The 24,789-nt window shown below is 62.4% G+C and carries 25 protein-coding genes and 1 riboswitch; of the genes, 7 read left to right on the top strand and 18 right to left on the bottom strand.

All coding sequences use genetic code 11. The annotated features are described in order from the left end of the window. Positions 1 to 92: 92 nt before the first annotated feature. The 8 genes from EGJ09_RS05345 to EGJ09_RS05300 all read right to left on the bottom strand — a co-directional run bounded on the left by EGJ09_RS05345 (position 93) and on the right by EGJ09_RS05300 (position 12,456). A complete protein-coding gene (locus tag EGJ09_RS05345) occupies positions 93 to 815 on the bottom strand; it encodes an OmpA family protein (RefSeq protein WP_012316222.1) in 723 nt (240 codons plus the stop codon). A 109-nt stretch (positions 816 to 924) separates the two neighbouring features. Next, positions 925 to 1,569 carry an MBL fold metallo-hydrolase gene (locus EGJ09_RS05340; RefSeq protein ID WP_046784534.1) on the bottom strand — a complete coding sequence of 215 codons (645 nt, stop codon included), beginning with the start codon at positions 1,567 to 1,569 and terminating at the stop codon, positions 925 to 927. A 116-nt stretch (positions 1,570 to 1,685) separates the two neighbouring features. Continuing rightward, on the bottom strand, positions 1,686 to 2,378 hold the full coding sequence (locus EGJ09_RS05335) for a sensor histidine kinase KdpD (RefSeq protein WP_046784535.1): 693 nt from the start codon (positions 2,376 to 2,378) through the stop codon (positions 1,686 to 1,688). Further along, positions 2,375 to 3,982, bottom strand: a complete 1,608-nt coding sequence (locus EGJ09_RS05330; protein ID WP_046784536.1) for a tetratricopeptide repeat-containing response regulator — start codon at positions 3,980 to 3,982, stop codon at positions 2,375 to 2,377. Before EGJ09_RS05330 ends, EGJ09_RS05335 begins: the two co-directional genes overlap by 4 nt. 159 nt (positions 3,983 to 4,141) lie before the next feature. Then, on the bottom strand, positions 4,142 to 6,859 hold the full coding sequence (locus tag EGJ09_RS05325; RefSeq protein ID WP_046784537.1) for a LuxR C-terminal-related transcriptional regulator: 2,718 nt from the start codon (positions 6,857 to 6,859) through the stop codon (positions 4,142 to 4,144). Positions 6,860 to 7,132: 273 nt separating this feature from the next. Continuing rightward, the gene (locus EGJ09_RS05315; protein WP_046784538.1) at positions 7,133 to 8,497 is read right to left on the bottom strand and encodes a DUF1329 domain-containing protein; all 1,365 of its coding nucleotides are present in this window, start codon (positions 8,495 to 8,497) and stop codon (positions 7,133 to 7,135) included. Positions 8,498 to 8,522: 25 nt separating this feature from the next. After that, positions 8,523 to 10,442 (bottom strand): DUF1302 domain-containing protein, encoded by a 1,920-nt coding sequence (locus tag EGJ09_RS05310; RefSeq protein ID WP_046784539.1) that lies wholly within the window; start codon positions 10,440 to 10,442, stop codon positions 8,523 to 8,525. A gap of 331 nt (positions 10,443 to 10,773) precedes the next feature. Next, positions 10,774 to 12,456, bottom strand: coding sequence for a fatty acid--CoA ligase (locus tag EGJ09_RS05300; RefSeq protein ID WP_046784540.1), 1,683 nt, complete (start codon positions 12,454 to 12,456; stop codon positions 10,774 to 10,776). Positions 12,457 to 12,616: 160 nt separating this feature from the next. Here EGJ09_RS05300 and EGJ09_RS05295 point away from each other — a divergent pair, with 160 nt between their 5' ends. The 3 genes from EGJ09_RS05295 to EGJ09_RS05285 all read left to right on the top strand — a co-directional run bounded on the left by EGJ09_RS05295 (position 12,617) and on the right by EGJ09_RS05285 (position 15,466). After that, positions 12,617 to 13,582, top strand: coding sequence for a 2-hydroxyacid dehydrogenase (locus EGJ09_RS05295; RefSeq protein ID WP_046784541.1), 966 nt, complete (start codon positions 12,617 to 12,619; stop codon positions 13,580 to 13,582). Positions 13,583 to 13,635: 53 nt separating this feature from the next. Then, positions 13,636 to 14,631 carry a class I SAM-dependent methyltransferase gene (locus EGJ09_RS05290; protein WP_125923400.1) on the top strand — a complete coding sequence of 332 codons (996 nt, stop codon included), beginning with the start codon at positions 13,636 to 13,638 and terminating at the stop codon, positions 14,629 to 14,631. Between the two features lie 42 nt (positions 14,632 to 14,673). Beyond that, positions 14,674 to 14,793, top strand: a riboswitch (yybP-ykoY riboswitch). 91 nt (positions 14,794 to 14,884) lie between these two features. Further along, entirely contained in the window at positions 14,885 to 15,466 is a 582-nt protein-coding gene (locus tag EGJ09_RS05285) for a TMEM165/GDT1 family protein (RefSeq protein WP_174141606.1), read from the top strand. 78 nt (positions 15,467 to 15,544) lie between these two features. Here EGJ09_RS05285 and EGJ09_RS05280 read toward each other — a convergent pair whose 3' ends face one another. The 4 genes from EGJ09_RS05280 to EGJ09_RS05265 form a co-directional block, all read right to left on the bottom strand. Beyond that, entirely contained in the window at positions 15,545 to 16,360 is an 816-nt protein-coding gene (locus EGJ09_RS05280) for a M48 family metallopeptidase (RefSeq protein ID WP_012316235.1), read from the bottom strand. Between the two features lie 97 nt (positions 16,361 to 16,457). After that, positions 16,458 to 17,078: an SOS response-associated peptidase gene (locus EGJ09_RS05275; RefSeq protein ID WP_125923399.1), complete on the bottom strand. Its 621-nt coding sequence runs from the start codon at positions 17,076 to 17,078 to the stop codon at positions 16,458 to 16,460. A 15-nt stretch (positions 17,079 to 17,093) separates the two neighbouring features. Continuing rightward, positions 17,094 to 17,354: a putative signal transducing protein gene (locus EGJ09_RS05270; protein WP_115273872.1), complete on the bottom strand. Its 261-nt coding sequence runs from the start codon at positions 17,352 to 17,354 to the stop codon at positions 17,094 to 17,096. Further along, complete coding sequence (locus EGJ09_RS05265) at positions 17,354 to 17,539, bottom strand: CPXCG motif-containing cysteine-rich protein (RefSeq protein WP_012316238.1); 186 nt, start codon at positions 17,537 to 17,539, stop codon at positions 17,354 to 17,356. The genes EGJ09_RS05270 and EGJ09_RS05265 overlap by 1 nt, the downstream gene beginning before the upstream one ends. A gap of 122 nt (positions 17,540 to 17,661) precedes the next feature. Between EGJ09_RS05265 and EGJ09_RS05260 the strand changes: the two genes are divergently transcribed. Then, positions 17,662 to 18,831: a 1-acyl-sn-glycerol-3-phosphate acyltransferase gene (locus EGJ09_RS05260; protein WP_161871248.1), complete on the top strand. Its 1,170-nt coding sequence runs from the start codon at positions 17,662 to 17,664 to the stop codon at positions 18,829 to 18,831. A 31-nt stretch (positions 18,832 to 18,862) separates the two neighbouring features. Here EGJ09_RS05260 and EGJ09_RS05255 read toward each other — a convergent pair whose 3' ends face one another. Next, positions 18,863 to 19,123, bottom strand: coding sequence for a hypothetical protein (locus tag EGJ09_RS05255; protein ID WP_012316240.1), 261 nt, complete (start codon positions 19,121 to 19,123; stop codon positions 18,863 to 18,865). Between the two features lie 160 nt (positions 19,124 to 19,283). On the opposite strand from EGJ09_RS05255, the gene EGJ09_RS05250 reads away from it, so the two are divergent. Next, on the top strand, positions 19,284 to 19,490 hold the full coding sequence (locus EGJ09_RS05250) for a hypothetical protein (protein WP_046784546.1): 207 nt from the start codon (positions 19,284 to 19,286) through the stop codon (positions 19,488 to 19,490). Between the two features lie 74 nt (positions 19,491 to 19,564). Here the strand turns inward: EGJ09_RS05250 and EGJ09_RS05245 are convergent, their stop codons facing one another. Beyond that, the gene (locus EGJ09_RS05245) at positions 19,565 to 20,149 is read right to left on the bottom strand and encodes a YajG family lipoprotein (RefSeq protein ID WP_039603065.1); all 585 of its coding nucleotides are present in this window, start codon (positions 20,147 to 20,149) and stop codon (positions 19,565 to 19,567) included. Positions 20,150 to 20,353: 204 nt separating this feature from the next. Here EGJ09_RS05245 and EGJ09_RS05240 point away from each other — a divergent pair, with 204 nt between their 5' ends. Together EGJ09_RS05240 and mqo are read left to right on the top strand one after the other, a co-directional pair. Continuing rightward, positions 20,354 to 20,587 (top strand): hypothetical protein, encoded by a 234-nt coding sequence (locus EGJ09_RS05240; RefSeq protein WP_046784547.1) that lies wholly within the window; start codon positions 20,354 to 20,356, stop codon positions 20,585 to 20,587. Between the two features lie 604 nt (positions 20,588 to 21,191). Then, positions 21,192 to 22,697, top strand: a complete 1,506-nt coding sequence (gene mqo, locus EGJ09_RS05235; protein WP_119687768.1) for a malate dehydrogenase (quinone) — start codon at positions 21,192 to 21,194, stop codon at positions 22,695 to 22,697. 110 nt (positions 22,698 to 22,807) lie between these two features. On the opposite strand, the gene EGJ09_RS05230 is transcribed toward mqo, so the two are convergent. The 4 genes from EGJ09_RS05230 to EGJ09_RS05215 all read right to left on the bottom strand — a co-directional run bounded on the left by EGJ09_RS05230 (position 22,808) and on the right by EGJ09_RS05215 (position 24,724). After that, on the bottom strand, positions 22,808 to 23,098 hold the full coding sequence (locus EGJ09_RS05230) for a PA4642 family protein (protein WP_119687769.1): 291 nt from the start codon (positions 23,096 to 23,098) through the stop codon (positions 22,808 to 22,810). Between the two features lie 67 nt (positions 23,099 to 23,165). Then, complete coding sequence (locus EGJ09_RS05225) at positions 23,166 to 23,636, bottom strand: hypothetical protein (protein WP_125923398.1); 471 nt, start codon at positions 23,634 to 23,636, stop codon at positions 23,166 to 23,168. A gap of 54 nt (positions 23,637 to 23,690) precedes the next feature. Beyond that, complete coding sequence (locus EGJ09_RS05220) at positions 23,691 to 24,164, bottom strand: WbuC family cupin fold metalloprotein (RefSeq protein WP_046784551.1); 474 nt, start codon at positions 24,162 to 24,164, stop codon at positions 23,691 to 23,693. 2 nt (positions 24,165 to 24,166) lie between these two features. Further along, positions 24,167 to 24,724, bottom strand: coding sequence for a hypoxanthine-guanine phosphoribosyltransferase (locus EGJ09_RS05215; RefSeq protein WP_012316248.1), 558 nt, complete (start codon positions 24,722 to 24,724; stop codon positions 24,167 to 24,169). Positions 24,725 to 24,789: the final 65 nt, after the last annotated feature.

Below are 24,789 nucleotides of genomic sequence, written 5' to 3'. Positions count from 1 at the left end.
CGGCAAGCCGGCTACCACCGGGATGTGGGGCGCTTGCGATCCCGGTGGAAGCCGGCTTGCCGGCGATTGGGCTGCACAGCGGCCCTCATGGTTTACGGATACTGCTGCACCTGGCCCTGCTGATCATACTGCTGGCCGGGAATAGGCTTGAGGTTGACCTCGACGCGACGGTTCTGCGCCCGGCCATTGGCATCGGCGTTGCTGGCAATCGGCTGGTCCGGGCCCATGCCGCGCACCGACACGCGCGAGGCGTCCACGCCTTGCGAGGTCAGGTAGGCGCTCACTGCCTGGGCACGGCGCTGCGACAGGTCCATATTGTGCTGGCGGCTGCCGGTGCTGTCGGTGAAGCCCACCACTTCGATGGTGTTCTGGTTGAACTGTTTGAACGAGGTCGCCAGGTTGTTCAGCGGCGAGTAGAAGCTCGGCGCGATGTTCGCCGAATCGGTGGCGAAGGTGATGTTGCCCGGCATGATCAGCTTGATCTGGTCACCCTGGCGCTGCACTTCGACGCCGGTATTGGCCATCTGGGCACGCAGTTCGGCTTCCTGTTTGTCGGCGTAGTAACCGTAACCGGCAGCGGCAGCACCTACCGCAGCGGCGCCGATCAGCGCGCCCTTGCCCCGGTTGTCGTGGTCGATGGCGGCACCGGCGATGGCGCCGGCCAGCGCACCCAGGCCGCCGTACTTGGCGGTCTTGCTCATCCCGGTCGACCCGCCCTGCGCCTGACCTTGGCTGTCGTAGGGGTTCTGGCCGGCACAACCGGTCATCAGGGCTGCAGCGGTTGCGACGATAATCAGGCGACGCATGGTGAACATGGACAAGCTCCTACAAGAATTCGTGTGTGCGGCAAATCATGAATGCATTTATGCCAGCCTTGGATCGCGCTTGAGCGAAAAAATTCCATGACAGGCTGTTTATGCCGGCTCAGGCCCGCACGAAGGGGTTCTCGCGCATTTCGTCACCCAGTCGGGTATCAGGGCCGTGGCCGGTGACCACGATTGCATCCTCATCCAGACGATACAGCCGCTCCTTGATCGAGCGAACGATAGCCCGCTGATCGCCGCCCCACAAATCGGTGCGGCCAATGCCACGTCGGAACAGGGTGTCACCGGCAACCAACAGCTTGGCGTCAGCGAACCAGAAGCTCATCGAACCCGGCGTATGCCCGGGCGTGTGCAACGCCACGCCACAGCCGCAGGCCAGCGCTTCATCGTCACCCAGCCAGCGGTCTGGTGGGGGCACCGGGGTATAAGGGACGCCGAACATCTGGCACTGCATCTCCAGGTTGTCCCACAGCACCTGGTCGTCCTTGTGCAGGTGCAAGGTCGCACCAGTGAGCTCCTTGAGCTTGCCCGAGGCGAGGAAATGATCGAAGTGCGCATGGGTGTGGATGATGCTCACCAAGGTCAGGCCGTGGGCCTGCAGGCGGGCGAGGATCTTGTCAGGGTCACCACCCGGGTCGACGACGATGGCCTTTTTGGTAAGCGGGTCGCCGATCAGGGTGCAGTTGCACTGCAAAGGCCCGACGGGGAAGGTTTCGCGGATGAGGGTGGTTGGGGCAGTGTTCATGGGGACTCCTGACGACTGCCTGGATGTTATCGTTGCCCGCCCCAGGGAGGCAATTATGCGGTTTTGTCGAGGATGGAGTGCTTGCCTGGAAATTTTCAGGGCCTATGAAATCGAGCCTAAGGCAGATACAACCTGAACAAGCCTCCGCCAAGCGCGCCACCATTGGCGATCTCGATTCGCCCGCGCACGCCATCGCGCTCATGCAGCGCAGCGATGCGCGCCGCGAAATAAAGGCCAAGCCCGGTGCTGCCGCTCTGCGCATCGATGCCCTGTACATAATCCTGCTGCCGCTCGAGCATGCGCGCCGGGTAGCCTGGGCCGTCATCGTTGACGCTGATCACCAATTGCTCGTTCTCTTGCGCGATGCTGATCAACAGCGCATGCCCGGCATAGCGGGTGGCGTTGGTGATCACATTGGCGATCACCGAGGCGACCAGTTCCCGATCGAAGAAACCCAGCGGATTTTCGCTGTCGATGCGCCAGGTGGCGAGGATATCGTTGTGCTCAAGCACTTGCTGATGAGCCGCCAGCTGCGCTTCGACGAAGTCGTCCAGCTCGTGATAGTCCGGGCACACCGGCAACTGGTTGACGCCCAGTTTGTACAGCCCCAGCATTTGCACCAGCATGCCATTGAGGTGGCGGAATTCGTGCTCGATCACGCCCAGCTCGGTGCCCCCGCGCAACTCCTCGGGCAGGCGCGCCAGCCACTGGTCGTGGGACTGGATCAGCGCTGACAACGAGTTTTTCAGGTCGTGCACGGTGGAGGCGATCACCGTGGAAAAATCCAGCCCCTGGTTGTCCTGGCTCATGCGCCGAACACCTTGATGTGCAGTTTGCGGTAGCGGTCATACCGGCTGTCGCTGGCAGGAATACCCGCGACGCTGGTCAGGCAGTTGCGACACTCCTGCAGGATTGCCGGCGGCGTGGCTTCGCCACCGATGCGCAACAGCGCCTGGGCAGTGTTGAGGGCAATGCTGATGTTCTTCGGTTGCAGTGACAGGGCCTTGCGGAACATCTGCAAGGCTTCATTGAGCTGCCCGGCCTGATAGCTGCGCACACCCTGGCGGTTGAGGTCGACAGCTTCGGTGACGGCGCCGAGCACCGTGGGGTCATCCGTCAGCTTGGCGACACTCTGCATGACCTTGGGGTCATCGCCGTAGGTTTCCACACAGCCTTTGAGGATGGTGCCGCCGGCACCTTCCTGGCCCAGCGCCTGCAGCTGTTTGGCCACGGTCAGGGCGGCTTCGACCGAGAAGAACTGATCCATCTTGTCCAGCCGCTGCAGGGCCTGCTCGGTAAGCTTGGCTGCAGTCTCTGCATCACCGGCCTGCTGCAGGCTGGCAGCTTTCATCAAGCGCGCACGCACTTGCAGGCCCTGATCCTCGACATTGTCCTTGGCCACCTCGCTGAGCACGGTATTGATCTCGACCCGGGTACGTGCATCCAGGCCGAAGCCGGCGTTCTTGTTCATCAATGCCTCGACCAGCCCAAGGTTGCTCTCCGCATCCTTGTAGCGCGAGCTCTGGCCCTGGTTCACCGCATGGCGAAACGCCTTCGAGGCGCTTTCGAAGTCTTCGTTGTCCAGCGCCAGTTTGCCCAGCGCGGCCTGGCGCCTCACCGCCAGGGGTGAAAGGCGCACGGCTTCTTCAAGCATGTTTTGCGCGCGCTTGGTCTCACCCTGGGCCACCAGCACGTCGGCCATGCCGTCGTACAGGCTCGGCATGATTGGAAACGCCTTGAGCGCCTGCTCATAAACGCCCTGGGCCTGCGCGTGCTGACCCCGTTTGTGCATCAGGCTGCCCAGCGCCGCATACACCCACGGCTGCGGACGACTGGCGAGAATGCCCTTGAGGAACTTTTCCAGCTCGTCGAAGCGGTTCAGGTCTCGCAGGGCATCGGCCCGGTAACGCAGGCACAGGGGCGCGAAACGCGGGTCCTTCTTGCACAGCTCGGCGCACGCAGCCAGCACTTCGGCCGGGCGGCCACGGTCCAGGGCCTGCAGGATCGGCTTGAGCAAGGTCTTGCGCTGCGTCAGCTTGTCGAGGCGCTGGGCCAGGCCCACCCGGTTGAACGGTTTGGTCAGGTAGGCATCGGGCTCGTGCTCCAGGGCGCTGAGCACGATGGCCTGGCTGCTCTCGGCGGTCACCATGATGAACACGCACTCATGGCTGATCAGCTTGTCGAGGATCATGTCCTCCAGCACTTGCTGGCCGTTCTTCTTGCCATCCCCAAGGTGGAAATCCTGAAGAATGTAGTCATAGCGCTTTTGCCCGCACATGCGCAGGGCCTGCTCACCGCTGTCGGCAGTGTCGACGTCACGCACGCCCAGCTCGCGCAGCATGGAGCGCGTCGACGTGCGAAAGTCGGTGAAGTCATCGACGATCAGAAAGCTCTTTTGCCCGTACTGCAGCATCAACACGACCTGTATTGGATGATGGGAGGATGGCGTGCGGCGATGCATACCGCCGAAACGTGTATCGGCAGCCAGGCGCAAAAGATGAGGGCAGGCAGTGCTGCAGCGAGAGGCTGGCCTGGGCCGTTGTTTATCCGGCCAGGCCGCCAACGGCCGGCATCAGGCCAGCAGGCCCAACGACTTGGCCCGTGCCACCGCCTGGGTACGCCGCTCCACCCCGAGCTTGCTGTTGATATGGCTGGCGTGGGTCTTGACGGTGTGCAGCGAGATGAACAGGCGCTCGCTGATCTGCTGGTTCGAGCAGCCTTGGGCGATCAATTCCAGCACTGCCAGCTCACGACCACTGAGCGCCTCGCACGTGCCGCTGCTCGGCGCGGCCTGCTCGGGCAGACGAGCCAGCAGCTCGACCTGAACCTTGCAGGCAGGACGTGCGAGCAACTGCTCGCGAAGCCACAGCGGGTGCAGCTCGATCAACCGCTGAAACGGCTGCATCACCCCGCCCTGGGCCGCTGCCAGAGCCATGGGCAAGCGCTCGGCAGCCTGCGCCTCGCCACCGTGCTCCAAGGACAAGGTGATCCACTGGCACAGCGCGCTCAAGGTCAGCATCATGCCACCGCCGGCCTGCCCGCGCTCGACCAGGCCGCGCAAGCGCGCAGCGGCATCCTCACTGCGGCCCTGGATGCGTTCGAGCAAGGCCTGCTGCAACTCGATGTGCAGCGCTAACAACGGGTGGAACTCCGGCGCCGCCGCAGGCTGCTCGCCACCATAGGTCTGGCCCAGGCGCAGCAACCAGGACTCGGCCAGGTCGGTACGCCCCTGCGCCAGCCACAATTCGCACTTCACCAGCGTGATCATGGCCAGGTAGAAGATCGGCGGCACGTCCCAGATATGCATCAGCCTCTCGGCTTCGGCCAGCTCGGCGAAGGCGTCGGCGTAGCGCCCTTCACGCCCGTCGAGGGTAGCGATCACACAGTGGCCTATCAGCACGCTGATATCGCGACAGGCGCGCGCCTCGCCCAGCCCCGCACGCAAGCGCGCACGCCCTTGCGCAGGTTGCAGGCGCGTCACCAGCAGGTAGCCCTCGTACAAGGTCAGCCGCGCGCGCACGGCATACAGCCGCTGGGCCGAAAGGCCCTGGAGGCGTTGCAGCCCCTGGCGCACCTCGTCCAGCGCGCGCAGCGCCTCGCCCCTGGCATGCAGCACCCGGGCACGGTCGTAGTGCGCCAAGGCTTCGAACAAGGGGTTGCCAACCCGCTGGGCCAACTCCAGCGCCTCGCGGTTCCAACCACGCGCCCGCCAGAAGTCGCCATCGGCAATGGCCAGGTTGGACAGCGTCGACAGGCACACCAGACGCTGCCCATAACGTTTGCACGGCAGGCTTTGCAGCGCCTCACCACAATAGGCCAGGGTGCGTTCGCGATCACCGCGGCCACGCGCAATTACCCCGCTCAAGGCCAGCCACTGGGCCAGCATGGACCTTTGCGCGGTGGCTGAAGGCGCTGGCAAAAAGCGGCTGAGGTAGCTTGCCAGCTCTTCGGCTGCGTCCAATTGGCAGGCCAGGCCCAGCGCCCAGCTGTACAGCACGATCAGCCGGGGCGTACTGATCAGCAGGCTGTCGGGCAAGTCCATCTTCCAGCGCAGCAGCATGCCGACGTTCTGCTCGGCCAGCAGTTGCTCCTCCGACAGGCTCTGCACCAGGTCGGCGGCAACGTCCAGATGGCCAGCCCGCAGGGCTTGCTCCACCGCTTCGTCAAGCAGCCCCTGAGCCTGGAACCAACGGCAGGCACGCAGGTGCAGGCGCGCCTGCGGTTCATTGGACTGGCGGCTGCGCAACAGGTCGGAGAACAGGTGATGGTAGCGATACCAGTGCCCATGCTCGTCCAGCGGCACCAGAAACACCTGGTGCGCCTGCAGGTAACGAAGGATGGCCGCGCTGTCGTCGCGCTGACGCAGGGCATCGCACAACGCCGCGCAGAAGCGCTCCTGGCACGCAGTGTCGAACAGAAACGCCTGCACGTCCTCAGGCAGGATTTCGATGACTTCTTCCAGCAGGTAGTCGCGGATCAAGCCTTCCCCGCCATGCAGGGCCTGGGGCAGCGCATGCTCGTCGCCGGACTCGCTCGCCGCCAGTTGCCAGAACCGCAACCCGGCAACCCAGCCGTCGCTGCGCTGGATCAGGTTGTCCAAGGCCTGGCCGCGCAGGCCTGTAGGCTGGCGACCAAGAACGGCCAGGGCCTCGTCGGGCGTCAGGCGCAGCTCCTGCTCGTTGATCTCGACCAGTTGCCGTGAGAGCCGCAGCCGCGCCAGGTGCCAGTCTGGCCGCTGGCGGCTGGTGACCAGCAACACCAAGCCGCCCGGCAAGTGGTTGAGAAAAAACTGCAGGCAGCGATCGAGCACCGGCCCCTGGGCCAGGTGATAGTCGTCCAGTACCAGCAGCAAGGGTGTATCGGCTTGCAGGTACAACGCCAACTCGTCGAGCAGGCCGTCGATCCATTCCTCGAACGCGAAGGGTTGGTGGCGCTGGCGCATTTTCAACAGGCCCATGGCTTGGCCGCCCAACGCCGGGCAGTACTGCTGCAGCCCCTCAAGCAAGCGTTCGAGAAAACGGCCCGGGTCAGCATCGCGCTGGCTGAGCCCAAGCCAGAGGCTGCGCCAATGGTCGGGCAGCGCCTCGCAGAATTCGATGGCCAGGGAGCTCTTGCCGAAGCCTGCCGGGGCATTGACCAGCAACAAACGGCCGCTGAGGCCGGCCTGCAAACGCTGGCACAGGCGCGCACGCGGCACGTGGCCGTGCGGCAGCGGCGGCCGGAAGAAGCGCCCGTCCAGCAGGCCCACGGCCTGGCTGGCGACTCCATGCGTACGGGACAAATCAGTCATGGCCGGCTCGTTCTGGTTGGAAGACTACGGCGGTACGGATTGTTCCGAGACTAGCGGGTAACGCGGCGCATTTGAAGATGATGGGCGCAAATGGCCTGTAAAAGACTACGACAAAAAACGACAAGCCTGATGGACAGAGGGCTGGCGCGGGGTTTGGCGAGGTATTCACCCGTTTTATGACTGCGCCGGCCAGTACAACAAGGGGCTGGAACAGAAACGCCCCGGCAAGCCGGGGCGTTCTGGGAGTATCACAAGGTGTGCAGCACTAGCGGTTCAACGAATACCCGACTGGCGCAGCGCAGCTGGCTGGAAGTCTGCCTTGCTGGCACTGAAGCCGAAGTCGTAGGCGCGCTTCTCTTCGTTCTTCATGCCCAAGGCCAGGTAACGGCCCGATTGCAGGTCGTAGATGGCCTCCAGGGTGTACCACGGTACCTGAACATTGTAGTAGTCCTGGGCATGCGCCTCGGAAACCCGCCATAGCTGGCCGCGGCCGTCATACTGGTCGATCACCGCTGCCTGCCAGGTGTCCTCGTCGATATAGAAGTCGCGCTTGGCATAGATGTGGCGCTGCCCCGGCTTGAGCGTTGCAACCACATGCCAGACCCGGCGCAGCTCATAGCGGGTCAGGTCCTGATTGATGTGACCGGCCTTGAGGATGTCGGCGTACTTGAGCTTCGGATCGTCGAGTTTGTAAGCGTTGGAGGCGATGTACATCTCCTTCTTGCCTTCAAGCTTCCAGTCGTAGCGGTCTGGCGCACCGTTGTACATGTCCAGGTTGTCCGAAGTACGCAGGCCATCCGCTGCGGTACCCGGCCCGTCATACGACACCTGCGGCGCCTGGCGCACGCGACGCTGGCCGGCGTTGTAGATCCACGCCTTGCGCGGTTCTTTCACCTGGTCGAGGGTTTCGTGCACCAGCAGCACGGTACCGGCCAGACGCGCTGGCGCGGTCACTTCCTGTTTGAAGTAGAAGAGGACGTTGCCCGGGTTGTTCGGGTCGAAGTCCTTCATCTTGTCGCGGAAGACGAACTGATCGGCGAAGTACACCAGGCTGTAGGAGCCGCTCTGCTGCGGCGTGGCCTGGGTTACCAAACGGCTGACGCTGCCACCACGGTAGCGGGTGATGTGGTTCCAGATAACCTCGATGCCACTCTTGGGGATCGGGAACGGTACTGCGGTCTGGAAGTTGTTCAGCCCGTTGCCGCCTTCGACCAGCGTAGTCGCGGTGGCATTCTTCTTGATTGCGGCGAACACATCGTCAGGCACCGTGGAGCCTCGATGGGTCTTGTACACCGGGATCTTGAAGGTTTGCGGGTAGCGCTTGAACATCGCCACCTGGCCTGGTGACAGCTTGTCCTTGTACTGGTCTACGTTCTGCGCGGTGATGGTGAACAGCGGTTTGTCGCTGCCATACGGGTCGGAAAGGAAGCCCTTGGCATCGACGCTGCCTGCGGTCTTTGACAACGGTTGCCACGGGCCGATGGAGCCATCGGCGTTACCGGCCTTTTCCGCGCCCATCGGGGTCAGGGTGCTGCCCAGCTTTGCCGCTTCATCAGCGGAAACCGCAGCCATGACGCCGGTTGCCAGCAGGGACAGGCCCAGTACTCCGGCTTGCAGCAGACTTCTGGTCTTGTTCATGTCGTGTCGTCCTGGATCTGTGTGCTTAGAAGTTCACGCCGAAGCTGAGGGCGAGGAAGTCGCGATCATCCACGGTGCTGTACTTGCCGTCGAAGAAGTTGGTGTACGACAGGCTCGCGGTGTAGGTCTGCTGGTACTCGGCGTCCAGCCCGAGGCTGACTGCCTTGCGGCCTTCCTCGAAGTTGCCGCCAGGGCCCGGCGAGTAACCATCGACGTCATGCGACCAGGCTACGCTGGGGCGCAGGTTCACACCGGCAATGACGTTGTTGTAGTCCCAGATCGCACGGACGCGATAGCCCCAGGAATCAGACGTGGTATAGCCATCGTTCTCGCAGTAGCGCGATACGTTGTTGGCATCGGTGGTGCCCAGGGTGCTGCTGTTGAGCGCCTCGCACTGGCCATTGGGCAGAGGCCCCGGGCCGAACACCGGGTCACGCCCGTAACGCATCTTGGATGTGCTTTCCAGGCCGCCGACGTGGGTCCAGCCGATTTCGCCGACCATGGTCAGCCGCTCTGCCCCCATCACCTGATCGAAGAAGTGGGTGAAGGTTGTCTGCAGCTGGGTGATTTCCTTGCGACGATAACCAGGCTGGTCGGCACCCGGTGTTCCCTGCAACACAGAGACATCCGGATTGAGCGGCGTCAGGCCCGAATAGAGGATATCGGTGGTATTCAACTGCACCGGAGCGTTCGGCCGGTAGCTGATCTCGCCACTCCAGGCGGTACCGGTAGGCAGTGTGGTCGAGAAGCTCAGACCATACAGACGGATGTCTTCCGGATACTCCACGTAGTAGCTGGAGTTGCCTGCGACCTGCAACGGCATAAGGCTTGGCAACAGGCTCGCCAGCGCAGCAGACGGCACACCCGCACTGACCAGCGCGCCCGCCAGGCCGCTTGTGCTGTAGTACTGGGCATCGGCACCGCGACCGCTGAAGATTGGCGCACGGCTGTGGTAGTTCATGAAGTAGCCACCGAATTCGGTATTGAGCGGCTCATACATGTAGCGCAGGGCAACGCCGAACTGACCACTGTCCCGAGCATCGCGGTCCGCGCCACGACGGACGATCACGCCCTCATCGGGGGAGCCGTAACTCACGCCGCGTGCGGCCAGAGTGGCCGCGACTGGCGCAGCCAGCGGCCCAAGCCGGCTGGCCAAGGTGTTCTGCGTGGCCAGCACGGCCAGGTTGTTGTCGCAGCCGTCGGCGATCACGTCGGGCTGGGAGAAGAATGTGCCGCAGTTGTCGACAACGGTCTGGTCCCACTCGATCTGGTAGAAAGCTTCGGTCGACAGGTTGTCGGTGAGGCTTTGCGAGACGTAGAACATGTTGACGGGGATCAGGCCTTCCTTGATTTCAGCCCCTGGCCGGCGGAACGCAGAAACGTCGATCGGGTTGACTGCGTTGATGCCGCCGCCAATGAAGGTACTCTCCCCCCAGCTCACTACCTGCTTGCCCAGACGCACCGAGCCGGGTTGATCACCGATGGCGTAGTTGTGATAGACGAACGCGTCGAGCAGTTCGGCGCCAGACGACTTGGCGCCCTCCTTGCGGTTCGAATCGCTGATGTCCTTGAACTCGCGGTTCTCGTCCTTGAGTTCGAAGTCGTACCAGTACTTGCCCCGCACGAAGATGCCGGTGTCGCCATACTTCAGTTCAAGGTCGTGGATACCTTTGAAGATCTTCGAGAAGGTTTCGCCTTTCTTGAAGTTGAGGTGACCATCGTCCGAGGTTTGCGAAAGACCCTTGCCGCCGTTGTTGGCGCCGATCAGGTTGCTGTTGGGGTTGGCGGTCGACCAGCTGGCCCCGACGGAGAGCGACGAGTCGAACTGGCCTTCGATTTCCCCGATGTTGAAACTGACCGCGAAAGCAGGGCTTGCGAGCGTGGAAGCAAGGCTGACGGCCAAAGGCAGCTTGGCCCGACGCCAGAACGGGTTTGCAGATGTCATCGACGCTACTCCATGTACTTTTTTGTTATGGCAGTGAGTCCTTTCAAGAACGGCCCGTGCGACCGGTATGCAGGCTTGCGCCCGTGGCGACACGTGTTGCGCGTGTCGCCCTCCCCCATTCCTGAAAATCCCCTGGCCCCGACTATAGCCAGCAGACCAAGGTGCTTGATCCCTCTAAAGTGTGATTTGCACACCGTTGGCCAATTCGCCCTGGCGTGTTCCCAGGTTACGCACCGGCAGTGCCCAAGCATGGCCGATTTTTACCGATTGGCAAGGTGACGGCCGCTCTGGCCTGCGGGTCGTGCCCCGGGGTACACGACTCGCAACGCGGTTACAGCGTGGAAAGGAAGGCGCTGTTACTCGCCTGCCACTGGACGATGTCCTGGCGGATGCGCTTCTTGTCGAGCTTCCCGACACTGGTCTTGGGAATTTCTGTAACAACGGCGATCTGGCAGGGAATCGCCCACTTGTTGATGTGCCCTTGCTCTACAAATGGCTTGAGGTGTTCCTTCAACGCCTTGGCATCGACAGCCTGGCCGTCATGCACCACCAGCAGGGCGAACGGGCGCTCCCCCCACTGCGGGTCGGCGACCCCAACCACTGCAACCTCGCGCACTCCAGGATGCCGGCTGATCAGGTCCTCGAGGTCCAGGGAAGATATCCATTCCCCCCCAGTCTTGATCACGTCCTTGATGCGGTCGCGAATGTCTATGTAACCCATGCCGTCGAGCGTGGCGACGTCACCGGTGTGCAGCCAGCCACCCTGCCACAGCTCCTCGCTTTTCTCCGGCTCCTTGAAATAGCCCATGGTCAACCAAGGCGCACGCAGCACCAGCTCACCTTGAGTCTCGCCATCTGCCGGGAGGAAATTGCCATCGCCATCGACGATCGCAGCTTCCACCAGCGGCACCGGGACACCGGCCTTGATGCGGTAGGTCACGCGTTCGTCTTCGCTGCCGGCCTGCAGCTCATCGTTCAGGTGCGCGGCAGAAATCAGCGGGCACGTTTCGGACATGCCATAGGCTGCAGTCAGCTGAATGCCCCGGGCCAGCGCCGCTTGATATAGCGAGCGGTTGAGCGCACTGCCACCGATGATGATCTTCCAGCCGCCGAAGTCCTGGCCCTGGGAGCTCGGACAATTGAGCAGCATCTGCAGGATGGTGGGTACGCAGTGCGAGAAGGTGACCTTCTCGTCCCGCCAGAGCTTGATCAGCATGTCGGGCTCGTAGCGGCCCGGGTACACCTGTTTCAGACCGAGCATGGTCGCCGCGTACGGGATGCCCCAGGCATGCACGTGAAACATGGGCGTGATGGGCATGTACACATCATTGCTGCCAAGCAGGCGGACGCTGTCGATACTGCCGGTCACCGAGGCCTCGGCCAAGGTGTGCAGCACCAACTGGCGGTGGGTGAAGTAGACGCCCTTGGGGTTACCTGTGGTGCCGGTGGTGTAGAACGTGGTGGCGACCGAGTTCTCGTCGAAATCCGGGAAGTCGTAATGCGGGCTGGCCGCCGCCAGCAACTGCTCGTACTCGCCCACCAGGTTCGGCAGTTCGGCGGTCTTGTCCGGGCCATCGGTCAACAGCAGGGTCTTGTCGACCGTGGTCAACTGCCCGGCAATGGCCTGGTAAAGGCCGACAAAATCGCTGTTGACCAGCACGAAGCGGTCCTCGGCATGGTTCATGGTGTAGAGGATCTGCTCAGGCGACAGACGTACGTTGATGGTGTGCACCACCGCGCCGATCATCGGGATGGCGAACATGCATTCCAGATAACGGTGGCTGTCCCAATCCATCACCGCCACGGTGTCACCGGCCTTGACCCCGGCTTCGGTCAGCACGTTGGCCAGGCGGGCGATACGCTCGTTGAGCTGTGGATAGGTCAGCCGCAACTGGTCGCGGTAGACGATCTCGCGGGTCTTTTCATAGCGGCTGCCGGACATCAGCAGGCGTTTGATCAGCAGAGGAAAGCTGTAGGCGCCCTCGGCGGGCTTGATGATGCGGGTCTGCAGCATGGTTATCCCTTCTTGAAAAGCGAGCCGGACAAGTCTGTGTCTACTGTAGTTCGCCAATGTGACGGTCAAATCAGCCGAAGGAATGATTTGGCTGCGCGAGGTATGAGTGGCATTGTTCGGTCGATGGATCAACCCTTGCCCTGCCACTGGAGCCGTACCTATGCCCAGCCCGCGTCGCGCTGTGTTTCTCGATCATGAATCCCTGGACCTTGGTGACCTCGACCTCTCACCTTTGCAGAGCCAGTTCGACGCGTTCGAACTGTACGACGCCACCCGCCCGGATCAGGTAGCCGAGCGCCTGCAGGGCGCCGTTGCGGTGATCAGCAACAAGGTCATGCTCGACGCCAACGCCCTGTCTGCCAACCCACAGCTCAAGCTGATCCTGGTCGCTGCCACCGGCACCAACAACGTCGACCTGGCTGCCGCCCGCGCCCAGGGCATCACCGTCTGCAATTGCCAAGGCTACGGCACGCCCTCGGTGGCACAGCACACCCTGGCCCTGCTGCTGGCGCTGGCCACGCGCTTGTGCGACTACAACCAGGCGGTGGCCGACGGCCAATGGGCCAAGGCCAGCCAGTTCTGCCTGCTGGACTTCCCGATCGTGGAACTGGAAGGCAAAACCCTAGGCCTGCTCGGCCATGGTGAACTCGGTGGCGCCGTCGCGCGGCTTGCAGAAGCCTTTGGCATGCGCGTGCTGAGCGGGCAGATCCCCGGGCGCCCGGCGCGCAACGATCGCCTGCCGCTGGACGAACTGCTGCCGCAGGTCGATGCCCTGACGTTGCACTGCCCCCTCAACGAACACACACGGCACATGATCGGCGCACGTGAGCTGGCATTGCTCAAGCCCGGCGCGCTGGTGGTCAATACCGCACGTGGCGGCCTGATCGACGAGCAGGCCCTGGCCGACACCCTTCGTCGCGGCCATCTGGGCGGCGCCGCCACCGACGTGCTGAGCGTCGAGCCGCCGGTCAACGGCAACCCGTTGCTGGCCGGCGACATCCCGCGCCTGCTGATCACGCCGCACAGCGCCTGGGGCGCGGTGGAATCGCGCCAGCGCATCGTCGGCCAGCTCAGCGAGAACGCCCAGGCATTCTTTGCCGGCCAGCCACGCCGCGTGGTCAGCTGAGCGCAAGGGCAGGCTCTGCTACACTGCGCCACTTTTTTCAGGAGGCGTCGTCCATGGACCCGCGCAGTGAAGTTTTGCTCCGCCAGGCGGACCTGTTCCAGGGTCCACTGCTGATTGCCGGCGCCCCCGCCGATGACCTGCTCGGCCAGTTGCCAAAGGCCAATGCCTGGACCTGGCACGCGGGTGATCAGGCCATGCTCGACGCCCGCTTTGCCGGGCGCAGCCATTACGGCGTCGACGTGCCGCCGGTCGCCTTCGAGGCGGCCGTACTGTTCCTGCCCAAGTCGCGCGAACTGGCGGCCTACCTGCTAAACGCACTGGCGTCACGCCTGGACGGCGGCGAACTCTACCTGGTGGGCGAAAAGCGCGGCGGCATCGAAGGCGCGGCCAAGCATTTGCAGGCCCTGGGCAAGCCACGCAAGCTCGACAGTGCCCGGCATTGCCAGCTGTGGCAGGTCACCGTGGACAACGCGCCCGAAGCCAAGCCACTGGAAAGCCTGGCCGAACGCTTCGCGCTTGAACTGGAAGACGGCCCGCTGCAGGTGGTCAGCCTGCCTGGCGTGTTCAGCCACGGCCGCCTGGACCGCGGCACAGCGTTGCTGCTCAAGCACCTGGATAACCTGCCAGTGGGCCATGTACTGGACTTTGGCTGCGGTGCCGGTGTACTCGGCGCCACAGTCAAACGCCGTTACCCACAGAGCCGGGTCACGATGCTGGACGTAGACGCCTTCGCCGTGGCGGCCAGCCGCCTGACGCTGGCGGCCAATCAGCTGGAAGGTGAAGTTATCAGTGGCGACGGTATCGATGCTGCACCCGGCGACTTGAGCCTGATCCTGAGTAACCCGCCGTTCCATACCGGTGTGCACACCAACTACCAGGCATCGGAAAACCTGCTGAAAAAATCAGGCCAACATCTGCGAAAAGGCGGCGAAATGCGCTTGGTCGCCAACAGTTTCCTGCGTTACCAGCCTCTGATCGAAGGCGCGCTGGGCAACTGTCGGACCTGTGCCGAGGCAGACGGTTTTCGCATCTATCAAGCAACACGCTGATAAAAACAGGGCTTGCCCAAAGCGTTTCGGCTAGGCAGAATCCGCACCGTCCTAGGGGAGTAGTCTCCCGCAAGCACCCTGCTTGCCCGGCACGCGTCAACACACTTGGCCCACAGGCCATGGCGCGTGCGACCCACGATCTGCGCAGACAGGTCCAGGGTTTGACAAGACCTATGACACGCACACCTTACCCGGGGCGGGGAGGCTGTACGTGTCATAGCCGTGTCGACCCGCCCCCACAGGAACCCTGATGCTGGAATCGCTCCTCGTACCTACCGCGATCGTCGCGCTTGCCGAAATCGGCGACAAGACGCAATTGCTCGCGCTCATTCTGGCTGCCCGCTTCCGCAAGCCCTGGCCGATCATCGCCGGCATCATCGCCGCCACCCTGGCCAACCATGCCGCCGCAGGTGCCGTGGGCGCCTGGGTCAGCGGGTTCTTCAGTGAGTCGACGCTGCACTGGATTCTCGCCGCGAGCTTCACCGCCACGGCCCTGTGGACCCTGGTGCCGGACAAGATGGATGATGATGAAAACCCTGCGCGTCGCTTCGGCCCGTTCCTGACCACGCTGATTGCGTTCTTCCTGGCCGAGATCGGTGACAAGACCCAGGTGGCCACGGTGATGCTGGCAGCCCAGTACCCGCACCTGATCATGGTCATCATCGGTACCACGCTGGGCATGCTGATCGCGAACGTGCCGGTAGTCCTGGCGGGCAATTTCGCCGCAGAAAAGCTGCCGCTGACGCTGATTCGCCGCCTGGCCGCGACGGCCTTCATCGTGCTGGCGATCGTCGCCGTCTACTCGGCAATGAAAACCAGTGGGTGGGTGGGGTGAAGCGGCAGCTGCAAGCTGCAAGCTGCAAGAAAAAGCAGATGTACGCGTACTGCTCTTGCTTGTAGCTTGCAGCTGCTCTTACTTCTTGGCGGCCTGATACAGCGGCATGACCTTGGGAATCGCCGCCTGCAACGAGGCGATCCGGCTGTCAGAGGCCGGGTGAGTGCTCATGAACTCAGGTGGCGCACCCTCGGACGCCTTGCTCATCTTGTTCCACAAGGTGATCGCGGCGTTCGGGTCGTAGCCGGCACGCGCCGACAGTTCCAGGCCGATCAGGTCGGCTTCGTTCTCGTTGGCGCGGCTGTTGGGCAAGGTCATGGCGTAGTTCACCACCTGGTCTGCCAGCGCAATGCTGTTCTGGCCAAGGCCAAACAGCGCACCTGCGCCCTGGCGGGCCATTTCCACGCCGTAAGCCTTGGACATCGCTTCGCGACTGTGTTCACGCAGCGCGTGGGCGATCTCATGCCCCACCACTGCCGCAATCTCGGCATCGGTAAGCTTGAGCTGGTCGATCAGGCCGGTGTAGACGATGATCTTGCCGCCAGGGCCGCAGTTGGCGTTGAGCTCATCGCTCTTGATCACATTGACCTCCCACTGCCACTGGGCGGCATCCGGGCGGAATTTCGGCGCCTGGGCGATCAGCCGGTCGGCAATCACCTGCACGCGCCTGGCATCGGCGCTGGACTTGTCCAGCACGCCCTTGTTCGACGCCTCGCCAAGGGTCTGCTGGTACGACTGGGCGTACATCTGGTTGACCTCATCGGTCGAGAGCATGCTGAACATGTACTGCTTGCGCTCGACGCCGACAGCACCGCCGCTGGTGGTATTGACCGCCTGGCAGCCAGCCAGCAGGATGCCAGCGCTCAAGAGGCTGACGACAAAAGACTTACGCATGAAAACACTCCCTTTTTACATGCGGGATATCCTAGGCCGAGTCGCCCATGGGCTACCAGAGCCGCAGGGAAGATTTTCTTCGCCAGTACCGGCCTCATCAGGCCGGCGTCAGGCACTCGGGCGCATCCAGCTTCGGGTCATTGACGAAATTCGCCAGCGCCCGCTCACGTAGCGTGGCCGGTGGGCTGGCGAGCAGCTCATGCAGACGCGGCAGCGGTGTGTCAGGGGCCAGCCATGCGGCCTGCCCCGCCTCATCGAGAATCAACGGCCGGCGTTGGTTCATCGCCGCCTGGGTCACCACCGCACAGCTCAGCCACACCTGGTCCTGGACCGGGTAGGCTTCCCATATGGCCGCGAAATACAACGACGAACCCTCCCCCGGCGTCAACCAGTACGGCCGTTTGCGCACCGTGCCACGCCATTCGTAAAAACCGTTGGCTGGCATCAGGCAGCGCCGCAGACGTAACGCTTCGCGGAACATCGGTTGCTCGGCCAGGGTTTCGGCCCGGGCATGCGCGGGGGTGCGTGAGAGGTCAGTGAGCCAGGCCGGGGTCAGGCCCCAGCGCGCCTTGGCCAACTGCATCTGGCCGTCGACCTGGCGCTGGATCAGCACCGAAGCGCCGGGCGAGATATTCCATTGCGCCGGCTGGCCGGTAGGAAAGCCTGGCAGGCTTGCCAGCACCTGGGGCCAGCGAAACAGGGCATAGCGTCCACACATGGGCGATTTCAGAACCTAGCAGATCAAGGTACCGGGATAGCTCTCCGGTTCGTCGCCGACAAGCGGCTGGGCGCCATTGTACGCATCGATCAGCTGCCGTGCGTAACCTGCCTGCTCATCGGCCACGGCGAGCCCGAGCAAGCCTTGCATCGGCAACTCGCCAACACCGCCCATCAGGTCACGGCCGATCAGGTGCACCTCGATACCCTCGCTGGCCAGCATGCCAGCGAGCATTTCTGCCTCCAGCAAGGTTTCCGGTTCGTAGATCCGCCGCATCAGGCATCGTCCTCGCGTCTGACTTCGAGCATCCATTCGTCGCCGTGCACCTGCAGGATGAACACCACCGGCTGACAACATACCTGGCAGTCTTCGGTATACATCTGGTCGCCACCGGAGATGTCCACGGTGGTTTCCACGCGCTCGCCGCAATAAGGGCAATCGTAGAAGTCGGTTTCCAGCATCGCGGCCTCCGCAGTGACTTATGCGTATAATTGCCGGTCTGTTTACAGGGCCTGCGTGTGTCCGAGCCGTTTTTCGGGCCCCACCCCTACTTTATTACCCTAGCCGTTTCCAACAAGAGAGCATGATGGGCGAATTCGATGCCATCCGACCGTACGACGATGCTGAGGTCCCTGCCGTGCTGGCACGCCTGCTCAGCGACCCGGCATTCCTCGATATCCTCACCCACTTCCGCTTCCCGCGCGCAGCCGGGGCACTCGGCTGGTTGCTCAAGCCGCTGATCGCCCGCCGCCTGCGCAAGGAGTTCGCCGGGGTTACCTGCGTGTCCACATTGCAGGACAAGGTCGAATACTACGTCGACCACACCATCGAGCGCGCTACCGACGGGGTCACGTACACAGGCGTCGAGCAACTCAAATCCGGTACCGCCTATCTGTTCCTGGCCAACCACCGTGACATCGTCATGGACCCGGCCTTCGTCAACTACGCGGTGTACCACGCAGGCCTGCCGACGCCACGCATCGCCATTGGCGACAACCTGCTGCAAAAGCCGTTCGTCAGCGACATGATGCGCCTGAACAAGAGCTTCATCGTCCACCGCTCGCTCACTGGCCGGCGCGAGAAGCTCGCGGCCTACCAACTGCTCTCGGCCTACATCAACCATTCGATCCGCAACGACGGCGCTTCGATCTGGATCGCCCAGGCCGAAGGCCGTGCCAAAGATGGCGATGACCGCACCGACTCGGCCATCCTCAAGATGTTCCACATGAGCCGCAAGGATGAGCCTTTCGGTGCGGTGATCCAGGGCCTTAACCTTACTCCGGTGTCGATCAGCTACGAGTACGACCCCTGCGACCAGGCCAAGGCGCGCGAACTGTATATCCGTGCGACTACCGGCACCTATCAGAAGGCGCCAGGTGAAGACGACAACAGCATCGCCAAAGGCATCACCGGCTACAAGGGCCGGGTACACATCAACTTCGCCCCGCCGGTAACCGCGTTCTACGAGGACACCAAGCAGCTGGCGCAGGAGATCGACCGGCAGATTCTGGGGGGCTACCGACTGTTCCCGGTGCACTACCTGGCCTACGCAATGTGGGGCGAAAAGGATGAGGCACTACAGGTGCCGAGCGCCGAGAAGCTGTTCCCGGCCGAGGAGCTGGCAAAAGCCAAGGAAGAATGGCAACGCCGCCTGGACGCCTGCCCGCAGGAGCAGCGGCCATACCTGGTGTTGCAATACGCCACGCCGGTGCGCAACCAGTATCAGGTCAGGCAACAGGCGCCGGTTGCCTGACCACAGGGGCCGCTTGGCGGCCCCGCATGGTTCAGATCCAGGTACTGAACCATGACAGCAGCAAGGCCATCGCCAGGCAGGAAAAGCCCAGAATGTAGTAATAGCGCGGCACCCGCTGGTCGAATGCATCCACCAGCCCGTCATCCACTGCCAGGCTTTCGCGGGTGATGGCCTGGCGACGCCGTGCACTGTGCAGCAGCAACCCGCCCGGGCAGGTCATCAACAATGCCAGCAGATTGATCAGCTTGGTCGGATGGGCGGCCAGAACCCCCCAAAGCACTTGCAAGGACATCACGCAACCTCGGTCAGAACGTCAGCGAAGGCCGGCATTCTACCGAAGACCTGCCCTGGCGCCCGGACTTGGCGACAAAGTGTCACTAAATTTCATCTGTCACACGCTCGTCATCAAGGCAGGCCACCCTGTCGGCCTTTTCCCGAACCGGAGCGAGTACATGCTGCACGCCGAAAACCAGGACCGCCTCTATCTCATTGCCCAGAGTGATGAACAGCAGGCGTTGATCGATGGTTTTGCCATCAATGTCCAGGACCGCCAGTGGCTGGTGTATTGCGCCCTGGGCGGGCATGCGCATGAGCATTTGCCAGAGGTGGACCTGCTGACGGGCGTGAGCGTGCTGGATTTTCATATCCAAGCAGCCTGAGGCCTTCGAAAAACCAAAAAAAACCCGCTGCCAGGCACGCAGGCAGCGGGTTTGTTCTGGGTACAGCGAAAAGCTTATTCGCCCAGCACCTGGCCGATGGTCGGGTCTTTGAACAGGCGGGTCAACGCATCGCTCAACACATCCCCCACCAGCTTGGTGTTGGTTTCCTGGTTGGGCGCCATGCCGAAGCGCTGGTCCAACGAGGCGCCGTAACGGCCGCTGTAACGGCGGTTGGCGTTCGACACATCAGCACGGAAGGTGGCGCCGATGGTGGCCTCGGTCACGTACAGGTTTTCCTTGGGCGACTGGTACTTCAATTCGGCCAGGGTCACGGTCAGTTGCGGCGCGTTGGAGGCGTTGGCCGAAGGGGTGAAGCCCAACAGGCGTACGGCCGCCTCGGCCTGAGCCTGCAGCTTGGGCACGATGTCATTGCCATTGACGCTGATGGTGCTGGTCTCGGGGTACATGCCACCACGAGTGCCCAGGGACTGCGAAGCCCGGCCGTCCACCACCTTGACCACCACCGGCTGGCCGTGGCCGACCGGGGCGAGTTGGGCGTTGAGCTTGGGTTGCGGGCTGAGTTGTTGCGGGCTGTGGGCACAACCGACCAGGCTCAGGCTGGCCACGGCAAGCAAACCGAACAACAGACGTTGCAACATGCGTGTTTCTCCAGAAAAAGCGGCAAAGGCCCACAGTATACCTAGCGGCACGCTACAAGCGGCAAGCTACAAGTAAAAGCAGACCGCACGGGGCGCAGGCGTCTTCTTGAGGCTTGCCGGTTGAAGCCAGGCCCTTCTGTCACACTCGGTTCATGGTCCTGCTGTTATCTTCGCTGCAAGCCCTAACACACAGGACTCGACACCATGGCCTCGCTCTGGACCCTGCTCTTCCAACGCCCGCGCCACAATACCTATGCACGCCTCGATGGCGACGGCAACTGCCTGGGATTCAAGCAATGCAGCCAGCCACCAGGCAGCAACGGTTGGGTGCAGGTCAAAGAAATCCAGCTTGCCTGGCTGGGCCGCCCGCTGCCCGCCAACGCCCGGGTTTGCGCCCATGCAAGCGGCCATTGGCAGCGGCGCACCCTGCCCGCCTGACAAACGCTGCAATAAAAAGCACGAATAACGACCTTTCTGCCCGCGACATCGTTATAATCTCCCCCCGATTATAAGGACGTCTCCTGATCGGGCCCCGCATTTGCCGTTTGACCCCGGCACCTTCACCGCTTCGCCCACAGAGAGCCTTCCACTCAGGTCTTGCATCGGCTGTCGTGCCTGCTTTTCCGGCCCTTCGCACTGCATGAACCTGCGGGTTGCCATCGCGCAGTCCCCTTTTGAGGTTCACGTCTCCAAAAGAGCGTGAAAAAAACGGTTTTCACAACTTCACGAGAGTGTGGCGAGCAAATGAACAGTCTGGCATGTGCAATAGCGACAGATGTGTCCCGAACAGCCCTGAACAGGCGGCTGATACGCTCATTTCACATGGGTGTCTGAAACCGCTCCATAACGCACGCACGACACCTTGACCATAAGTCGAATTGCCGCACCTGTGGCAAACGGCGTTCAATAGACGAACCCGAAGACTGATTTGGCGGTGTCCGCGGAAGTTGCAAGAACTGCGAAGAGTCGGACATGGCGATCCTGGCACACCTGGGGTCCTATGCTGTCAATTAGGTAGCTGTAGATTGTGGAGACGCGTTAAATGGCGCAGAACGAATCGGTTGATGTAGTACTGGTAGGCGCGGGCATCATGAGTGCCACCCTGGCCGTACTGCTCAAGGAGCTCGACCCGACCCTGAAGCTTGAGGTCGTCGAGGCGATGGACTCCGGGGCCGCGGAAAGCTCCAACCCCTGGAACAACGCAGGCACCGGCCATGCCGGCCTGTGCGAGCTGAACTACACGCCCCAGGCCGCCGATGGCAGCATCGACATCAAGAAGGCCGTGCACATCAATGCCCAGTTCGAGGTCTCGCGCCAGTTCTGGGCTTACCTGAGCAAAAAAGGCAATTTCGGCCCGGCCCGTGCCTTCATCAACCCTGTCCCGCACCTGAGCTACGTCGAAGGTGACAAGGGTGTTTCCTTCCTCAAGAAGCGTTTCGAGCTGCTCAAGCAGCACCATGCCTTCGCCGAGATGGAATACACCGAAGACAAGGCGGTGATGAATGAATGGATGCCGCTGATGATGCCCGGCCGCCCGGCCGACCAGCACATCGCCGCCACCCGCGTGACCAAAGGTACCGACGTCAACTTCGGCGCACTGACCAACAAGCTGCTCAAGCTGCTGGGCGACTCGCAGAATGCGCAGGTCAAGTACAGCAAGAAGGTCGTCGGCCTGCGCCGTAACGGCGCTGGCTGGACCGTCAGCATCAAGGACGTCAACAGCGGCGGCAGCCGTGAAGTGGACGCCCGCTTCGTGTTCCTCGGCGCCGGCGGCGCGGCACTGCCGCTGCTGCAACTGTCCGGCATCCCGGAGAGCAAAGGCTTCGGCGGCTTCCCGGTAAGCGGCCAGTGGCTGCGTTGCGACAACCCGGAAATCGTCAAGCAGCACCAGGCCAAGGTCTACAGCCAGGCCGCCGTTGGCGCGCCGCCGATGTCGGTGCCGCACCTGGACACCCGCGTGGTGGACGGCAAGACATCGCTGCTGTTCGGCCCGTACGCCGGCTTTACCACCAAGTTCCTCAAGCACGGCTCGGTGATGGACCTGCCACTGTCGGTGCGCATGGGCAACATCGGCCCGATGCTGGCCGTGGCCCGCGACAACATGGACCTGACCAAGTACCTGGTCAGCGAAGTGATGCAGTCGATGGAACAGCGCCTCGAGTCGCTGCGCCGCTTCTATCCGCAGGCCAAGGCTGAAGACTGGCGCCTGGAAGTGGCTGGCCAGCGCGTGCAGATCATCAAGAAGGACCCGAAAAAAGGCGGCATCCTGCAGTTCGGTACTGAGTTGGTGTCGGCACAGGACGGCAGTATCGCGGCACTGCTCGGCGCATCCCCTGGTGCTTCGGTGACCGTGTCGATCATGCTTGAACTGATCGAGCGCTGCTTCCCCGAGCAGGCCAAGGGCGCCTGGGCTGCCAAGCTCAAGGAAATCTTCCCGGCTCGCGAGAAGACCCTGGCCACCGATGCAGCCCTGTACCACAAGATCAGTGCCGACAACGACGAGGCGCTGGACCTGGTAGAGAACAGCCCGGCCAAGCACTACGCCTAACGCCCCTCGGGGTAATGCCAGTCAGGTAGGCGATCCAGGGCCGCTTTGCGGCCCTGATAACGCTAACTGACTGGCAATACCCCTAGGGCGTTTTTTGTGGCGGGGATCTATCAGGCACGGGCTTTTTCGATGATCTCGATGTATTCAGCCGCATTGCGCTGGTCGGCGATCACTTCGACGAAGGTCTTGCCCTGTTCGTCTTTGCCGTCCAGGTCCAGCCCGGCTTCGACGAAGAACCCTACGAAGCGCTCGAAATCGTCGACACGCAGGCCGCGGTAAGCCTTGATCAGCTTGTGCTGAGAAGGCGAAGTCACACCATCTGCAGGCTCAAACTGGAGAAACGACTTGATGTAGTCGTCGCTGATTTCGTCACCAATCACCTGCTTCTTGTCTTTGCGCATTGCCGGCTCCAACTGGACCATCACGAATTTCGAAGGCCGGCAGTTTACCCCCCACACGCGACACGCCTCAACGCGTACGTACGGTACCTGTGTGCAAGTCGGCCCAGACATGGCCGTTGGAGTAGGTCAGAAACTGTACATACAGCGTCTCGTTGCGCAGCAGGTCCATGATCACGCGGTAGTCGCTGACCGGGTAGTTCAGGCTCAACGTGCGGGTCTTGTCGTCATACACAGGCTTTTTCAGGCTCTTGCCCGCCTCGCCATCGAAGGTGAGCAACACCTGGCTGATCGTCGCACCTTTACTCAACGGCTTGCCTTTGAGGCGCATCTGCAAGGAGGCGGTGATCGGAATTGGCTGTTGATCAGATTGGCGCTGCGCCCCAACCACTACCGAGTAGTCGGTTACCTGCAACAGTTGCTGGCCTGTCGGCGCTTCCTGGCGCAGGGCCTGGTCATCGGGCGGGAGAAACTGGCTGTGCAGCGGTGCGGCGGCAAGAGGCAGGCTGACTGCCAGCAACAGGGGAACGATCGCTCGCATGTAAGGCTCCTTGGCATGAAGGAGCACTCTAGCATGCTGCACAACGGTGGGCTGTCAATCGAACTGCGCGAGCATCCAGGCATGATACCGGGCAACACCCTCTTCGCCTTCACGCGGCGCCCAAGGGGCATGCTCGCCGTCGGCCAACTGCCGGTAAGGGCCGGCCTTGCATTCGAACAGAATGCTGTCTGCCTCGAGCACCACCAGGGAATGGAAGAGGCCCGGGCGCAGGTCCACGCCAAGGCACTCGCCACCGGCTTCAAGGACGCGCTTGTCGATCACTGCGCCCTGCTCATCGAACATAAGCAGCCCCAAGCGGCCCTTGAGCGCCAACAAAGTCTCGGCCTTGTCCTCGCTCAGGTGCCGGTGAGGCGCAATATAGGTGGACGGCTGCAAGCCCACTGCCAAGCGGTGACAGGGGTCTTGCATCTCATGGAAATTGTGATGGTAGCGACCACGCGGTGCGTCGGCGGCTTTCTGCGCCAGCCCGGCAAACAACGCTTGGTCGATGAAAGCAGGCTGGCTCATGATCAAAGTCCCTTGACGGCGAAGATGCCGTTCGCGTTACGCCAGTAACCCTTATAGTCCATGCCGTAACCAAAGATATAGCGATCGATGCAAGGCAGGCCGACGTAGCTGGCCTTGAGGTCCGGGCTGGCCTTGCGGTCATGGTCTTTGTCGATCAGCACCGCAGTGTGCACCGAACGGGCGCCGGCATGTTTACAGAACTCGATGATGGCGCTGAGGGTGTGACCCTCGTCGAGGATATCGTCGACGATCAGCACGTCACGGTCGATGAACGACACTTCAGGCTTGGCCTTCCAGAACAGTTCACCGCCACTGGTCTGGTTGCGGTAGCGCGTGGCATGCAGGTACGAGGCCTCCAGCGGGAACTGCAGGTGGGTCAGCAGCTTGCCAGCGAAGATCAGGCCGCCGTTCATCACACAGAACACCACCGGGTTCTTGTCGTGCAGGTCCTTGCAGATCTGCTCGCCAACCTTGGCAATGGCCGCTTCGACTTCGGCTTCGTTGTAAAGGCAGTCTGCCTCGCGCATGACTTGACGGATGTGCTCGAGATCAGCGGACATTGCGCTCTCCAGGGGGGATTTTGGAAAAGCGGGCAAAGGTACGCATCCGCTCGTCACAGATCAAG

This window comes from Pseudomonas sp. p106, assembly GCF_003936645.1.
Classification (GTDB): Bacteria; Pseudomonadota; Gammaproteobacteria; order Pseudomonadales; family Pseudomonadaceae; genus Aquipseudomonas; species Aquipseudomonas putida_E.
This window is presented reverse-complemented; position numbering and strand designations above follow the sequence as displayed.